14 protein-coding genes are annotated in these 15,080 nt (G+C 66.6%); 5 read left to right on the plus strand and 9 right to left on the minus strand.

Translation table 11 applies throughout. The annotated features are described in order from the left end of the window. Positions 1-47 precede the first annotated feature (47 nt). On the plus strand, positions 48-611 hold the full coding sequence (locus tag NF556_RS15110; RefSeq protein WP_252591791.1) for a hypothetical protein: 564 nt from the start codon (positions 48-50) through the stop codon (positions 609-611). Positions 612-624: 13 nt separating this feature from the next. On the opposite strand, the gene clpX is transcribed toward NF556_RS15110, so the two are convergent. The 6 genes from clpX to NF556_RS15140 form a co-directional block, all read right to left on the minus strand. Next, complete coding sequence (gene clpX / locus NF556_RS15115; RefSeq protein WP_269759954.1) at positions 625-1,899, minus strand: ATP-dependent Clp protease ATP-binding subunit ClpX; 1,275 nt, start codon at positions 1,897-1,899, stop codon at positions 625-627. A gap of 207 nt (positions 1,900-2,106) precedes the next feature. Further along, positions 2,107-2,919 carry an ectoine/hydroxyectoine ABC transporter ATP-binding protein EhuA gene (ehuA, locus tag NF556_RS15120; RefSeq protein WP_289781756.1) on the minus strand — a complete coding sequence of 271 codons (813 nt, stop codon included), beginning with the start codon at positions 2,917-2,919 and terminating at the stop codon, positions 2,107-2,109. Next, positions 2,909-3,547 (minus strand): amino acid ABC transporter permease, encoded by a 639-nt coding sequence (locus NF556_RS15125; protein ID WP_252591792.1) that lies wholly within the window; start codon positions 3,545-3,547, stop codon positions 2,909-2,911. The genes ehuA and NF556_RS15125 overlap by 11 nt, the downstream gene beginning before the upstream one ends. Continuing rightward, a complete protein-coding gene (locus tag NF556_RS15130; RefSeq protein WP_252591793.1) occupies positions 3,547-4,359 on the minus strand; it encodes an amino acid ABC transporter permease in 813 nt (270 codons plus the stop codon). The genes NF556_RS15125 and NF556_RS15130 overlap by 1 nt, the downstream gene beginning before the upstream one ends. 11 nt (positions 4,360-4,370) lie before the next feature. Then, the gene (locus tag NF556_RS15135; protein ID WP_252591794.1) at positions 4,371-5,339 is read right to left on the minus strand and encodes a transporter substrate-binding domain-containing protein; all 969 of its coding nucleotides are present in this window, start codon (positions 5,337-5,339) and stop codon (positions 4,371-4,373) included. 314 nt (positions 5,340-5,653) lie between these two features. Beyond that, on the minus strand, positions 5,654-6,055 hold the full coding sequence (locus NF556_RS15140) for a hypothetical protein (protein WP_252591795.1): 402 nt from the start codon (positions 6,053-6,055) through the stop codon (positions 5,654-5,656). An 80-nt stretch (positions 6,056-6,135) separates the two neighbouring features. On the opposite strand from NF556_RS15140, the gene NF556_RS15145 reads away from it, so the two are divergent. Beyond that, positions 6,136-6,711 carry a TetR/AcrR family transcriptional regulator gene (locus NF556_RS15145; protein ID WP_252591796.1) on the plus strand — a complete coding sequence of 192 codons (576 nt, stop codon included), beginning with the start codon at positions 6,136-6,138 and terminating at the stop codon, positions 6,709-6,711. Between the two features lie 72 nt (positions 6,712-6,783). On the opposite strand, the gene NF556_RS15150 is transcribed toward NF556_RS15145, so the two are convergent. Together NF556_RS15150 and NF556_RS15155 are read right to left on the minus strand one after the other, a co-directional pair. Further along, positions 6,784-7,440 carry an ATP-dependent Clp protease proteolytic subunit gene (locus NF556_RS15150; protein WP_252591798.1) on the minus strand — a complete coding sequence of 219 codons (657 nt, stop codon included), beginning with the start codon at positions 7,438-7,440 and terminating at the stop codon, positions 6,784-6,786. Between the two features lie 32 nt (positions 7,441-7,472). Beyond that, positions 7,473-8,081, minus strand: a complete 609-nt coding sequence (locus NF556_RS15155) for an ATP-dependent Clp protease proteolytic subunit (RefSeq protein WP_252591799.1) — start codon at positions 8,079-8,081, stop codon at positions 7,473-7,475. 268 nt (positions 8,082-8,349) lie between these two features. On the opposite strand from NF556_RS15155, the gene NF556_RS15160 reads away from it, so the two are divergent. From NF556_RS15160 to NF556_RS15170, 3 genes are all read left to right on the plus strand, one after another. Further along, positions 8,350-8,997, plus strand: coding sequence for a hypothetical protein (locus NF556_RS15160; protein ID WP_252591800.1), 648 nt, complete (start codon positions 8,350-8,352; stop codon positions 8,995-8,997). A 108-nt stretch (positions 8,998-9,105) separates the two neighbouring features. Continuing rightward, complete coding sequence (locus NF556_RS15165; RefSeq protein WP_252591801.1) at positions 9,106-9,567, plus strand: hypothetical protein; 462 nt, start codon at positions 9,106-9,108, stop codon at positions 9,565-9,567. Between the two features lie 1,123 nt (positions 9,568-10,690). Continuing rightward, positions 10,691-13,420: a HelD family protein gene (locus NF556_RS15170; protein ID WP_252591802.1), complete on the plus strand. Its 2,730-nt coding sequence runs from the start codon at positions 10,691-10,693 to the stop codon at positions 13,418-13,420. Positions 13,421-13,524: 104 nt separating this feature from the next. Here the strand turns inward: NF556_RS15170 and tig are convergent, their stop codons facing one another. Further along, positions 13,525-14,952, minus strand: a complete 1,428-nt coding sequence (gene tig / locus NF556_RS15175; protein WP_256829321.1) for a trigger factor — start codon at positions 14,950-14,952, stop codon at positions 13,525-13,527. Between the last annotated feature and the right edge of the window lie 128 nt (positions 14,953-15,080).

Here is a 15,080-nt window from a genome sequence, read left to right on the forward strand (position 1 = left end):
GCCCAGCGGGGTGTGCCGCCTTCGGTGCTGCTCGACGGGAGGACGTCATGTTCCGCAGGCGGTCGCTGACCCAGGCCAACGACCTCCTGGGTGTGCCGGGGCCCATCGTGTTCCAGGGCGTGCCGCACGAGCTGCATTGGATCGAGTTTGGTCAGCTCGGTTGGATCCCCGAGGTGGGTGAGGTGCCCATCCAGATGTATCTGCCTGCGGGGCAGGACCTGGAGTCCTACACGTGGCAGTTCTCCATCCGGATGCTGCCGCTGACGCCGCCCAGGGAGGTGATGATGGCTCGTGGCCGCTCCCTGGATGCCCGCAGCGAGATCGACCCCATCGTCAACTACCAGGCAATCTGGGACGAGGGCCGCGACGATGACATCTGCATGGACTACCTCGTGTCGCACCCCAGTGGCACTGCTTTCGAGTGGACCGCCGAGCGCTGGGTCCCGTGGCGCCATCTCACTGCCTGCTATGTGGTGAGCCGGCGCGCCTACGGCGAGGGCGCGAGGTCTTTTCTGGAGGGACTGTCCACCCATCGCCCCGCTGCGATCGCAGCGCTCCGCGAGATGAGCCTGCCGCAGATCACGAGGGTCACACCGACCAGTCAGGCCTGAAGCACCCGACGGTTCAGGCGGATTCCTTGCGCGCCTGGCGCTTGCGCCCGCCGGACTGCTTGCGCACGATCGTCGGGTTGACGTTGTCCATGACGACCTCGCGGGTGATCTCAACACGACTGATGTTGTCGTCGCTGGGCACGTCAAACATCACCGGCATCAGCACCTCTTCGAGGATGGCCCGCAGCCCGCGTGCGCCGGTGGAGCGCAGCAGCGCCTGCTCGGCAATCGCGTCGATCGCGTCGTCGGTGAACTCCAGCTCGACGCCGTCGATCTCAAACATCCGCTGATACTGCTTGATCAGCGCGTTGCGTGGCTCGGTCAGGATGTTGGACAACGCGGCGCTGTCCAACGGTGAGACGGTGGTGATGACGGGGAGCCGTCCGATGAACTCCGGGATCAGCCCGAACTTCATCAGGTCCTCTGGGAGCACGTCCTCGTAACGCTCGCCGGCGTCCTTGGCCGAGTGCAGCTCCGCCCCAAAGCCCAGACCCTGCTTGCCCGCACGGGCCTCGATGATCTTCTCCAGCCCGGCGAACGCACCGCCGACGATGAAGAGCACGTTGGAGGTGTCGATCTGGATGAACTCCTGGTGCGGGTGCTTGCGGCCACCCTGCGGCGGGACCGAGGCGGTCGTGCCCTCCAGGATCTTCAGCAGCGCCTGCTGCACGCCCTCACCGGAGACGTCACGGGTGATGGACGGGTTCTCGGACTTGCGCGAGACCTTGTCGATCTCGTCGATGTAGATGATGCCGCTCTCGGCCTTCTTGACGTCGAAGTCGGCAGCCTGGATCAGCTTGAGCAGGATGTTCTCGACGTCCTCACCGACATAGCCGGCCTCGGTGAGGGCCGTCGCGTCGGCGATGGCGAACGGGACGTTGAGCATCCGTGCCAGGGTCTGGGCGAGATAGGTCTTGCCACAGCCAGTCGGACCGATCATCAAGATGTTGGACTTGGCGATCTCGACGGCGTCCTCGCCCTTGCGCGCCTGGCCGGCCTGCACCCGCTTGTAGTGGTTGTAGACGGCCACCGCCAGAGCCCGCTTGGCGGGGTCCTGCCCCACGACATACTCCTCGAGGAAGTCGAAGATCTCGCGCGGCTTGGGCAGCGTGCCCAGCCCGAGGTCGCCGGCCTCAGCCAGCTCCTCCTCCATGATCTCGTTGCAGAGGTCGATGCACTCGTCGCAGATGTAGACGCCGGGGCCGGCAATCAACTTGATGACCTGCTTCTGGCTCTTCCCGCAGAAGGAACACTTCAGCACGTCGCTGCTCTCTCCCATGCGAGCCACGGCGGATCCCTTCGGTTCGACAACAGGCACCGACCTCGGTGCCCTGGCACGACGCTACCCCGATCCCCCGTCGGAACGCAGTCCATTACGCACCCAACGGGCGTGTTTCGCAGGTGCTGTCCGCTGATAGCGCAACCCCGGCCGGGGACGCCCGGCCGGGGTTGTGACGCGTGTGACACCCGGATCACGCCGGGGCACAGGTGTAGCTCAGAGCACAGCCTGCAGGAACTGCTGGGTGCGCTCGTTGTCGGGATTGGAGAAGATCTTGTCCGGGTGGCCCTCCTCGATGATCCGACCACCGTCAAACATCATCACCCGGTCCGACACATCCTGGGCAAACTGCATCTCGTGCGTGACGATCAGCATCGTGATGTCCGTGGTGGCGGCGACATCCTGCAGCACACCCAGCACGTCACCCACCAACTCCGGGTCCAGAGCAGAGGTGACCTCGTCGAGCAACAGGATCTCGGGGTCCATCGCCAGCGCGCGGGCAATGGCCACGCGCTGCTGCTGGCCACCGGAGAGCTGCATCGGGTGCGCATCGCCTCGGTTGCCCAGACCCACGCGATCTAGCAGTTCCTGCGCCTTGGTCTTCGCCTGGTCAGTCGACTGTCCGAGCACGTGGACAGGCGCCTCGATGATGTTCTCCAGCACCGTCATGTTGGGGAACAGGTTGAACTGCTGGAAGACCATCCCGATGCGCTTGCGGATCTTGCTGACCTGCTTCGGCTTCAGCGCGACCCGCTTGCCACCGCGTTCCTCGTGGGTCAGCGGGTGCCCGTCGACATAGATGTAACCGTCGGTGAGGTCCTCCAGTGTCATCAACAAGCGCAGGATCGTCGTCTTGCCCGATCCGGACGGCCCGATGAGCGTGACGCGGTCACCTCGCCCGACCTGGAAGTTGAGCCCCTGAAGGACTGTGGTTTCACCGAACTTCTTGACCACATCCTGGAACTGGATGCGGGGTGCGCCACCGTTCGACGCGTAGGCGTCAGCGGAAGAGGTCTGGTCAGTAGGCAAGTTTCTTCTCCAACTTTCGCATGAGAACCGCGGTGGGATAGCTCGCCACCAAGAAGAGCAGACCAGCCACCGTGAACGCCTCCGTGTAGGTGAAGTGCTGACCACCGAACTGGCGGGCGGCCGTCACCATCTCCACCACCGAGATGAAGATCAGGAACGGAGTGTCCTTGAACATGGCGATGGCCCAGTTGCCCAGCGACGGCAAGGTGTTGCGGATGGCCTGGGGCAGGATGACAGCACGCCACGTCCGACTCGGCGGCAGCGAGAGCGCCGTGGCGGCCTCCCACTGTCCGGACCTGATCGACTCGATGCCGGCGCGATAGGACTCGGCCATGTAGGTCGAGTAGTGCACACCGAAGACCAGCACGCCGACCGTCAGACCACTGAGCGAGTTGAACGTGTAGTAGATCAGCAGGAGGTGCACCGGCAGCGGCGTGAGCCGGATGAAGTCGAGCACGAAGGCCAGCGGTGCGGCCACCAGTGACGGCAACTGGCGCAACAGAATCGCCCAGACCAGGCCGAGCACCGCCGCCATCACCGACCCGAGGATTGTGACGACCAGGGTGATCTTGATGAACGCCTCAAGCAATTCAGGGATAGCCTCAAAGAAGAGATCGATCTCAAACATCAGTCGTCACGCTCCTCTCGATCTTTGTCGGGATCTCGCAGTGAGGTCGTCCCGAGGCCGCCTGCGACGCCGGTGGAACCACCAGCAGCAGCAGCGCCAGCGAGCACCTTGTCCGCGTCCTTGCGGGCCTGCCGGATTGCGTAGTCACCGAGACCGAGCTTGCGCTGGGCACGACGCTCCATCGCCCGCATGATGGTGGAGACCACCAGGGCGATGACGTAGTAGATCAACAGGGCCGAGATGAAGGCCGGCCAGGTACCGACCTGGCGACGCAGCGTGTCTGCCTCGAAGGTGAGGTCACTGAGCAGCACCAGACCCACGACTGCGGTGCCCTTGATGAGCATGACCGTCAGGTTGTTCAAGCCAGGCAGCATCAGGGCCCAGGCCTGGGGCCAGATCACCCGGCGCATCTTGGTGGTCCAGGGCATAGACAGTGCCGTGGTGGTCTCCCACTGCCCCTTGGGCACAGCGTTCAGGGACCCGCGGACCACCTCGGCGCCATAGGCACCGTAGTTCAGACCGAGGCCAATGATGGCGGACCACATCGAGCCCAGGTCGACACCGGTCAACGTCGGGATGGCGTAGAAGATGAAGAACAGCTGCACCACCAGCGAGGTGCCACGGAAGAACTCCACGATCACCCGAGAGATCACCTGGAGCCAACCCGGCCCCTGGTGCCCGGCCACGCCGAGCAGCACGGCGACGATGACCATCAACACGGCCCCGCCAGCGAAGGAGATCAGGGTGGCCTGCAGGCCTTCCCCGAGCAGTCGCGGCAGGGCCGTGGTGAGGCCCTCAAAGAAATCACTCACGAGAGTGTGAGTCAGCCGTCGGTGGAGTCAGCGGAGTCGTCGGTGGAGTCCTCAGAGTCACCGCCACCAGCGCTGTCGGCCGCCTCGTTGGCCGCCTCCAGGTCACCGTCACACAGCATCTGGGCGGTCAGGCCCTCCGGGGGACGCTCAGCATCGGTGAAGCCGAACTCGCCGACGAGCTCCAGGAAGCGGTCCTCGTCCTGGACGATCTTGGCCAACTCCTCGTTGTAGGCCTCCAGCAGCTCGGTGTCGTCCTGGCGGAAGACGGTCGAGCCGCCACTGATCTGGGCGAGCCCGTCCACCTCGGCCACGAAGGGCCCGGTGGTCTCGATGCCCGCGTCGGGGTTCTCCTCGGCCATGATCGACAGGGTGATGTTCGTCAGCGCGAAGGCGTCGGCGCGGCCGTTGGCGACTGCGTCCATGCCGTCCTGGGCGGAGTTGACGACCATCGTGCCACCGATGCCGATGGAGTCGGCGAAGCCCTGCTCGATCGCACCGGACTGCACCGCCAGAGTGGCGTCGCCGCCCTCGAAGCTGGTGAAGTCGGTGAGGCCCTCGGGGTTGCCCTCCGGCACCATGAGCGTGCTGGTGTACATGATGGTCGGCTCGGCGAAGGCACCGCGCTCACACCGGTCCGGCAGGATCGACATGCCGGAGGAGACGGCGTCATACTCACCCTTGTTGAGCCCGGGGATCTGGGCGTCCCACTCGACGAGCTGGCCCTCGACGTTGTCGATGCCGAGCTCGTTGAAGATGGCCTCGTCGATCGCCATGACGGCGCCCGTCAGCTCACCCTCGTCGTTCTCGTAGCTGTAGGGGATCTCACCGGCGTAGGCGATCTTGATGGTGCCCGACTCCTGGGCGTTCTCCAGGGTGTTGCCATCGCCGCCGCCGTCGTCGCCACAGCCAGCGAGGGCGAGCACTCCGGCGGTCAGTGCGGCGGTCGCCACTGCACCGCGACGGGTTCGTGAACTGCTCATGTAGATAGGTCCTTTCGGTTGGACGAGGCTGGTGCCTACGGACCGTGCGCCACGCGACACACGACCAGACGTCGCCCCTCGGGGGACTTCGGAATCGTGTCCAACGTAGGGAACTGTGCTCCCGACCTCAACTGACGACACGCGGCCCCTCCGACCCAAAGACCTCCTCAACCACTCCGCATACGTGCTCTGACCTGCGCAAACAGAGGCGAGGTGGAGCCCCAAGAAATTGTCAACAATTGGTCAATTGTTATCACTCTGCAACCTGATCAGCTCCCCCAGCGCCCCCGGGGAGACCCAGGCGCACGGCGGGGTCACACCGTGAGCAGTCCGACGCCCGCGGCAATGACGCCCACGGTGAGGCTCAGCGCGCCCAGCCAGATGAGCGCAAACAGGGCGTTTGGACGCTGCGGGTCACGGCCGATCACGGACAGGAAAAACCCTGCTGGCATCAAGATCGCGGCCAACAGGATCAACCCCGTCAGGCTGCGCAAGATCCCGTCGACCCCGGCGAGGTCGACATAGAGGGTGGCCACCAGACCCAGGATCACCAGCACCCCGGCGTGGGCGTGCCCAGCCCGGAAGAAGGATCGCTGGAGGTCGTTGGTCGGCACCTTGGCGGTGGCCACCCGCAGCAAGAAGGTGCCGCCATAGGCGATCGCGACCACGGTGAGCAGGACGATGCCGCCAGTCTGGGCCGCGGATGAACTCAGCATGATCAATCCCTTCGAGACGAATCTTTCCACTGGAAAGACTACGTCCTGGCGATCGATATTGCCAGTGGTAAGTTTCTCGGATGCATTATCACCACGGAGATCTGCGCCGGGCCCTGCTCGACGCAGCGGTCGAGGCGATCGGTCGGGACGGCGTCGACCGGCTCAGCATCCGCGGTCTGGCGCGGGCGACCGAGGTCAGCCACACGGCGTTCCGCCACCACTTCGGAGACCGGGCCGGTCTGCTCACCGCCCTGGCTGCCCAGGGCTATGCCAGCATGACGAGCGCCCTGGGTGCGGTCGAGATCACCGGCCCGAAATCGTTCCTGGACGTCGGCATCGCCTATGTCGAGTGGGCCCTGGATCACCCGGCGCACTTCCAGGTGATGTTTCGTCCCGACCTGGTCGACGAGGAGGATCCGGTCCTGAGCGAGGCTCTCGACAACCTCGCGGGGGCGCTGATGCTCGGCGCCGCGGACTTCGCGGGCCAGGACCAGCCCGGCAACCCGCGGACCAACCCGCTGGCCCTGGCCGCCTGGAGCCTCACCCACGGCTTCGCGACACTGGCGCTGGCCGGCAACATCGCCACCGGAGACACGCCTGAGGAGCGCGTCGAACTGATCCGCTCCGTGCTGCGGCACCTCACCCCACCGGGCTGAGGCACGACCGAGCGCACATGACAGAGCGGGCCAGCCCTCAGTGGGCTGACCCGCTCTGGAACGTGCGTGAAATCAGAGAGCCGCGGACGCCTTGCGGGAGTCGAGGACCTCGTCGATCAGACCGTATTCCTTGGCCTCGGCCGCGGTCAGGATCTTGTCGCGCTCGATGTCCTTGCGGACCTGCTCGGTGGTCTTGCCCGAGTGCTTGGCCCAGGTCTCCTCGAGCCAGGTGCGCATGCGGAGCACCTCGTTGGCCTGGATCTCGATGTCCGAGGCCTGGCCGTAGTCACCGCCAGCCAGGGCCGGCTGGTGAATCAGGACGCGGGCGTTGGGCAGCGCGAACCGCTTGCCCGGCGTGCCCGCGGCCAGCAACACCGCAGCTGCCGAGGCTGCCTGGCCGATCACGAAGGTCTGCACATCAGGCTTGATGTATTGCATCGTGTCGTAGATCGCGGTCAGCGCCGTGAAGGAGCCGCCCGGGGAGTTGATGTACATCAGGATGTCCCGGTCGGGGTCCTGGCTCTCCAGCACGATCAGCTGGGCGATGATGTCCCCCGCCGAGGCGTCGTCCACCTGGATGCCCAGGAAGATGATGCGGTCCTCGAACAGCTTGGTGTAGGGGTCCTGGCGCTTGGTGCCGTAGGAGGTGCGCTCCTCGAACTGCGGCAGGATGTAGCGGCTGGACGGTCCTGCCAGGGCCGACCCTCCGGCATACGGCATCTGAGTCATGATTGCTCTCTCTCGTCTCTGGTCGGTGCGGCTCAGGCCTTGGCGCCGGCGTCGTCGGAGCGCTCGTAGACGTGGTCCACGAAGCCATACTCCTTGGCCGCCTGCGCGGTGAACCAGCGGTCGCGGTCGGAGTCCGCCTCGATCTGCTCCACAGGCTGGCCGGTGTGCTCGGCAATCAGCGCCGCCATCTCGCGCTTGGTGTGCAGCATCTGCTCTGCCTGGATCTTGATGTCACTGGCCGTGCCGCCGATGCCGCCGGACGGCTGGTGCATCATCACCTTGGCGTGCGGGGTGGCATAACGCTTGCCCGGTGCGCCCGCGGAGAGCAGGAACTGCCCCATCGAGGCCGCCAGGCCCATCGCCACGGTCGCCACGTCGTTGGGCACCCACTGCATGGTGTCGTAGATCGCCATGCCGGCGCTGACCGAGCCGCCCGGGGAGTTGATGTAGAGCCAGATGTCCTTCTCGGAGTCCTCAGCGGCCAACAGCAGCAGCTGCGCGCAGATCGCGTTGGCGTTGTCGTCCCGCACATCCGAGCCGAGGAAGATGATCCGTTCCTTCAGGAGGCGGTTGTAGATCTGGTCGTCCAGTCCGGCCACCGGTCGTTCGCTGGCCGCGACGATCTCGTTGTTGGTCACCATCTGCTCCATCTCATCGCTGGTGGTCGCGGCGCTGCCGCGTCCTTCGTCAGTGACCCTAACGCCCGGAATCGCTGGCACACTCCCGCAGTCAGTCCGTGTTCGCCCTGAGCGCAGCAGCCCCTCCCCGCGGGAGGCTTCAAGATGCAGCCAAGGGTGCACGCCCGGCCCGATCAACCTTGCACGATTGGGCTCTGTCGGCCGTGCACTGTCTGGCCGCGGATGCCGGCCCGGGCAATCTTGCATGATCAGGCATTTGAGACCATGTGCCATGGCATTGCGTGGGCGTGCGGGCGCGATCCAGGCGCCTGAGTGGTTCGGCTCGGCGGCGCGGGGCAACGCCTTCCTTCCCTCGCTCATGGGTGCGTACTCGATCCTGTATTCCGCCTGGTGGCCCTTCGCCTGGGGTAGCGCCGGTGCTGTCGCGTTCCTGCTCGTGCTGGCTGCCGCAGTGTTGTTCATCGTCCGGGGAACCCTGCAGGTTCGTCACGCGACCCTTTTCCCCAACAACCCGACACCGGAGGATCAACGGATCAGCAATGCGATGGGCCTGCTGAACAGCATCACGCATCCGATCTGGATGCTTGGCGCGATCCTGTTGCTGGTGTTCGGTCAGGGCAGGTGGGTGCTCCCTCTGATGGTCTTCGTGATTGGGGCGCATTTCATACCGATGGGCCGCATCTTCGGGCGCCAGATTGACTACGTGCTTGGCCCCATCGCGATGGCTGCTGCCGTCGTGGCGGGGGTGCTCGCGCGCGATGACGAGGTGTCGTGGCTCGTGGTGTTCGCGGTCGCCGGAGTCGGCGGAACGCTGGCGACACTCAGCTATGCGTTCTATATGACGAGGGCCTACCTGCGGCTCTGCGAGCGGGCCGGGGTTCCCTTCCCTCTCGCGAAGAGTGCAGTCGCACCAGGCTGAATCTGGCCGGGCAGCAACGGCGGCACTTGAGTTCGATGCAGCCTCTCCCTCCCGGCATCAGCGTCGGTTACGCGCTGACGACGGACTCCTAGCAGTACAGTCCGTGCCGTGCGCCCCTCCGTCCCCAGCCGTGCCGCAACACTGATCGCAGCGGCTGTTCTGCTCACCGGCTGCTCGAGTGACCAGGAGGACGGCTCCACGCTCAAGGCCGACCCGGATCTTCCGTTCGCATCATTCGAAGGACCCGCTGATGGCAGCACCCTGGAGTACCGCGGTGAGCTCATGGCGCCAGATTGGGATCTCCACGGGACCCTCACTCTCAGAGGCGAGTGCTTAGGCGTCCTCTACACCGACGATTCGGGGGACCACGGGTTCGTCACGCTCGCGCTCCCCATGCCCGCCTCTTGGGATGTGAAATCTCAGACCGTGAGCGGGGATAGTTACAAGTTCGCAGTGGGGGACGAGCTCGATGTCTCCGGAATGCTGATTCAGGATGAGACGGCGCTGCCAACGGCCTGCGAGGGCGAGACTCCCAGGATCCTTGTCAGCAACAACGCCTGGATCCACTAGGCCAGGTGCTGTAACAAGCTCCAATTCAGCATGAAAGCCTCGGGCCAGAACTGCCTTGAGCCCTCGAGACGATGGGATCAATCTCGATGTCGAGACGCACCGAAAATTGCGGGCGCGTGAGCACGGAACCTTGCGCGGTCGCAGGCACTGACTGACCTTTCGTCGAGCACGGCAGGTGCAGATCGGTTAAGGTTTTTGGCACGTTCGACCAGACCGATTGGGGTATGGGCATGATTCTCGGCAGGCGACGACGCCAGGAACCAGACCCGCAGGTGGTGGCAGTGGCACGGTTCCGTTACGTGATGCGCACCGCGGACGAGGAGCTCCTCGGCAAGATTCTTGGCCAGGCTCTCGCGAGACTGACCGTGGCCGAGCGAGTGAACTGGGTAGAGACGCTGGCTCAGCACCATCTTGTGCTGCGGACCTCGGGCACGGAAGTCGAGGCTCTCACCAGGGCGGTCGTGAGTCGGGTGTCAGAACGCGGTGCCGAAGGTCGGATGTGTTTGGCTGACTCGCACACGGACGCCTTGGTTGAAGCGGTTCGCAGATCTGGCGCGGTCAGCCAGGCCTACGAGGGGTTCCTGTCCTCGGCAGAGGCGGCGGAGGCCGGGGTCCCTGGCGTTGGTGAGGGCGTGGCTCGGGGGCCGGTGGCGCAGCCACCTGCCTTCCTGGGGACTCATGCGGGCGGACGTCGCTGAGATCGACAAGGCCCAGCTCAGCCGCCGCTCGTTCGGGGCTGGTCTGCTCGGGGTGGCCCTGGCAGCCTGCAGTTCAGGGGATCCCCGCGATAGCGTGCGTTTGACCAGCGGTCCGGTTCCGTCGTGGTCACCTCCAGCGCATCCGCGACCGCTCCGTCGTGAAGTCGTGCTACCGACGCAATTCAGCTCGCCCAGGCCGACGCTGATGACCGATGTCCTCGTCTTTGACGGAGAGGCGCTGAGGGGACCCACTGACCTACTCCTGCAGGACGGCTTGATCGATCAGCAGAGTGGGAGATGGACCAGTTCCCCCTGGCGCTGAGGTGCTGAATGGCCGCGGCAACACCGTCCTACCAGGGCTGATCGACTCCCACCTCCACTACGATCCGCCGACCAGCCTCGTTCCCAGCGCCGTCCGCTTCGGCGTGACCACCCAACTGGATCTCTACAGTGCTCCGGACCCCGAACGGACTGCTGAGCTGAAGCGCACAGGGATTCTGGAGGAGTCCGATCTGATCACCGCCGGATTCCTGGCCACGGCACCAGGCGGGCACCCGCCCCGCAACAGTGGCCTCCCACGGCTGGAGCATCCGGAGGAGACCGAGTCCTGGGTAGATGCCAGGGTCGAGGAAGGGTCCGAGTTCATCAAGGTAGTCGTGGAGAGTACGGACATGCCGACGCTGAGGACGGCCGCGCCGAGAGCGGGCGGGAATATCCCGGTCACCGCTGCTGTTGCTCACCCCTCGATCATCGACGTGAGGGGACGCGTGAGCACGGACGAACAGGCACTCGACGGGGCGATCCGCGAGGAGCAGGACTATCTGGACGGGCTGTATGCCCGGGTGGAGCAATTGCGCGCGGAGGTGGAAGCGGACCTGGCTGCGGCCCCGGCCGGTCATGGCGGCAGTGCGCAGGACCTCCTGGACCGCGATGCCCGGATGGCTGCGCTGGCCACCCGTCGCGCAGACCTGGAGCGGGCTGAGAACGGCCTCTACTTCGGGCGGTTGGACCGCGCCGACGGCGAGCGCATCCACATCGGCCGGATGGGGCTGCGCGACGAGGAGCTCTCGCCGTTGTTGGTGGACTGGCGAGCACCGGCCGCCGCGAGCTTCTACACAGCGACCGTCGGCTCGGGCTCGGACGTCCGCCGGCGTCGTCACATCCGGACCGGGCGCCGGAGGGTGACGGGAGTCAACGACGAGTTGCTGGACCTGGAGCAGGCTGGTCCGGACGACGGCGCAGAAGGCCACCAAGCCGACGCCTTCGTCGGTGAGGCCGCCCTGATGGAGTCGCTGACCGCGCACCGCACGGGGCGGATGGGCGACATCGTGGCGACGCTGCAGGGCGAGCAGGATCGCATCATCCGCTCCGGTGCCGAGGGGATCCTCGTGGTGCAGGGCGGACCGGGCACGGGCAAGACGGCCGTGGCGCTGCACCGTGCCGCCTTACTGCTCTACACCTATCCGCGGATCGCCGAGAGCGGGGTGCTGGTCGTCGGTCCCAACGCGACCTTCCTGTCCTACATCGAGGCGGTCCTGCCCTCCCTCGGCGAGACCCAGGCAGTGCTGACGACCCCGGACACCTTGCTCCCGGGCGTGACACCGACCCGGGCCGAGGACGCGGCAGTCGCGGCCCTGAAGGGGCACCCGGCGATGGCGGACGTCATCGCCGCAGCAGTCGCCGACCGGCAGGCACCGGCTCGGGACACGGACCTCACCTTTGACGGCGACACCTTCCAGCTCGCGGCCTCGGTCATCGCGGCGGCTCGGTCCCACGCCACCCGCGGCGGCCACGACTTCAACTCCGCCGGACGCGCTTTCCGGGAGGAGCTGTGGAGCCACGTGACCGATCTGGTCGTGGCCCACGGCGAGCAGCTACTCACCGACGTCGAGGAGGGTTTCGAGGCCGAGCTCCGGCGGGTGGACGCCTCACTGTCAAAGGGCACCGACCAGCTGCCCGGACAGGTCGACGCCGCGGGCACCGAGGTGACCGGCACGGTCGCGGCCCACGAGCGAGACCGGGTGCGTGCCGAGCTCGAGGCCGATGCCGACGTGGCAGCGGTGATCGACGGGCTCTGGCCGGCACTGACCCCTGAGGGCTTCCGCGAGGATCTGCTCGGCGACCGCGACCGGCTGGTCTCGGCCCTGGCAGCGATCGACACTGATCAGACGCTCGGCGAGAGCGGCCCGATCGAGCTGCTGCACCGCTCCGCCGGGGGCGGGTGGAGCCTGGCCGACATCGCGCTGCTCGATGAGGCCGCCGAGCTGCTCGGCACGGACGACACCGACAATCCCTCTGCTGCGGTGGCAGCCCGCGAGCGCGACCTGGCCTATGCCCGCCGCGTGCTGGCCAGCACCGGGACCCGCGGTGTGTCTGCTGAGGCGATGGCCGACCGGTTTGCCGAGAGAGACACCCGGGTGCTGGCCGAGCGGGCCGCTGCGGACCGCACATGGGCCTATGGCCACGCGGTCGTCGATGAGGCCCAGGAGCTGAGCCCGATGCAGTGGCGGATGCTCCTGCGCCGGGTGCCGTCGGGCTCGCTGACCATCGTCGGCGATGTCCACCAGACGTCATCTGCCGACGGCACGACCTCCTGGGACACCCTAACGGCAGCCCACCCGCGACGACGCTGGCAGGTCGTCGAGCTCACGGTGAACTACCGCACGCCCCAGGAGGTGGTCGACGCCGCGCTCCCGGTGCTGCGCGCCCTGGATCCGACGGCTCCCCAGCCGGTCTCCGCACGATCCGGTGCCAGCTCGCCCTGGCGTCTGCAGGTCGACGAGGACCTGATCGGGGGCACGGCGCAGCTGGCCGCGCAGGAGCACGCTGCTCTGGCCGGTGGCCACCTCGCGGTGATCGCTCCTCCGGAGTTGCTGACCGACCTGGCGTCAGCGGTCGCTGACCTCGTGCCGGGCACCTCTGCGGGCGAGGGCCTGGATCTCGACTCCAGCTGCGTGGTGATCACCCCCACCCAGGCCAAGGGCCTGGAGTTTGACGGGGTCCTTGTCGCCGACGTCGGCGGCATCCTGGCGGCACCGCGTGGCCTCAGCGATCTCTACGTCGCGATGACCCGCACCACCTCCGGGCTCGGGCTGCTCCACGTCGGGGACGCACCGGAGGTCATTGCTCAGGTGCCCATCCGCTCGCTGGGCTGACCTGACGGGGCCGGCCCCACGGCATACGGCTGGTTGGTCCCCACACAACGACGACGCGGGCCGCCGGAAGTCTCCGGCAGCCCGCGTCGGGTGGTGCTGTGCGGTCAGGCCTTCTCGGCGGGCTCGACCTCAGTCGCGTCCTCGTCCTCGTCGGGCGAGTCGACGGAGTCAACACTGTCCACCGAGTCGGCGCTGTCGACCGAGTCCTCGGAGTCGGCGCTGTCCACGGAGTCCCCGGAGTCGGCCGCAGCGGCCTCGTCCTCGTCACCGGTCTCGATCTCGTTGAGGTCGACGACGTTGCCGTCGGTGTCCTTGACGGTCACGCTCTCGAGCACAGAGGCCAGGGCCTTGCGGCGGCCGACCTCGGCCACCATGCCGGGGACCTGGTTCTGGCTGTCGAGCTGCTGGGCGAACTCGTTGGGGTTCATGCCGTACTGCTGGGCGGCCATCACGAGATACTCGACGAGCTCGTTCTGCTCGACCTGCACCTCGTCACGCTCGACCAGCTTGTCCAGCAGCAGCTGGGTCTTGACGGCCTTCTGGGTGCTCTCGGTGACCTCGGCGCGGTGCACGTCGTCCTCGAGGCGGTTCTCGTTCTCCAGGTGGCTGTGCACCTCGGCCTCGACGACCGAGTCCGGCACGGGGATGTCGACGAGCTCGAGCATCTGCTCCAGGACCTTGTCGCGGGCCTGGACGCCCTGCTCGAACTTCGCGCCCTGCTCGGACTGCGCGCGCAGGTCCTCCATGAGCTCCTCGAACGTGTCGAACTCAGAGGCGAGCTGGGCGAACTCGTCGTCCTGCTCGGGCAGCTGACGCTCCTTGACGGTCTGCAGCACGAGGGTGATCTCGGCGTCCTGACCGGCCTTGTCGCCACCGGCCAGCGGCGCGGTGAACTCGACGGTCTCGCCGGCGGTGTGGCCGATGAGGGCCTCGTCCATGCCCGGGAGCATGGTGCCGGAGCCGATCTCGTAGGAGATGCCCTCGGCCGAGTCGATCTGCTCGCCGTCCAGGATCGCGCTGATGTCCACGGAGGTGAAGTCACCGTCCTGGGCGGCGCGGTCGACACCGACCAGCGTGCCGAAGCGGGCCAGCAGGTTGTCCAGGCGGGTCTGCACGTCGGCCTCGTCGACGGCGACCGGGTCGACCTCGACGTTGAGCGTGCTGAAGTCGGGCAGCTCGAACTCGGGGACGACGTCCACCTCGGCGTCGAACTTCAGCTGCTGGCCATCCTCCAGGGGCAGCTCGGTCATGTTGACCTCGGGCTGGCCCATCGGCTTGACCTCGTGCTCGGCCAGCGCCTGGGAGTAGTACTCCCCCAGGGCGTCGTTGACGGCCTCCTGCACGACGGCACCCCGGCCGAAGCGCTGGTCAATGATGCGGTTGGGCACCTTGCCGCGCCGGAAGCCCGGGATGTTGACCTGCTGGGCGATGGTCTTGTAGGCCGCATCCATCCGGGGCTGAAGCTCCTCGGAGGTGACCTCCACAGTCAGCTTCACCCGGGTCGGGCTCAGGGTCTCGACGGCACTCTTCACTGTTGCGGCACTCCAGAATCTGGTCGTTGACGTTCGGGATCCACGGATGGTCCACCGGACCGCACGTGCGTGACCGGTTGACCCGGCACACTCCTGACGGTCGGCGCCGGCAACAGGGCAGCCGGACA

The organism is Ornithinimicrobium faecis (assembly GCF_023923225.1).
Taxonomy (GTDB): Bacteria; Actinomycetota; Actinomycetes; order Actinomycetales; family Dermatophilaceae; genus Ornithinicoccus; species Ornithinicoccus faecis.

Coding starts and splice junctions, on each gene's coding strand:
- NF556_RS15110 (WP_252591791.1), top strand. CDS start 48: ATGTTCCGCAGGCGGTCGCTGACCCAGGCCAACGACCTCCTGGGTGTG.
- NF556_RS15125 (WP_252591792.1), bottom strand. CDS start 3,547: ATGTTTGAGATCGATCTCTTCTTTGAGGCTATCCCTGAATTGCTTGAG.
- NF556_RS15135 (WP_252591794.1), bottom strand. CDS start 5,339: ATGAGCAGTTCACGAACCCGTCGCGGTGCAGTGGCGACCGCCGCACTG.
- NF556_RS15140 (WP_252591795.1), bottom strand. CDS start 6,055: ATGCTGAGTTCATCCGCGGCCCAGACTGGCGGCATCGTCCTGCTCACC.
- NF556_RS15145 (WP_252591796.1), top strand. CDS start 6,136: ATGCATTATCACCACGGAGATCTGCGCCGGGCCCTGCTCGACGCAGCG.
- NF556_RS15150 (WP_252591798.1), bottom strand. CDS start 7,440: ATGACTCAGATGCCGTATGCCGGAGGGTCGGCCCTGGCAGGACCGTCC.
- NF556_RS15155 (WP_252591799.1), bottom strand. CDS start 8,081: ATGGTGACCAACAACGAGATCGTCGCGGCCAGCGAACGACCGGTGGCC.
- NF556_RS15160 (WP_252591800.1), top strand. CDS start 8,350: ATGGCATTGCGTGGGCGTGCGGGCGCGATCCAGGCGCCTGAGTGGTTC.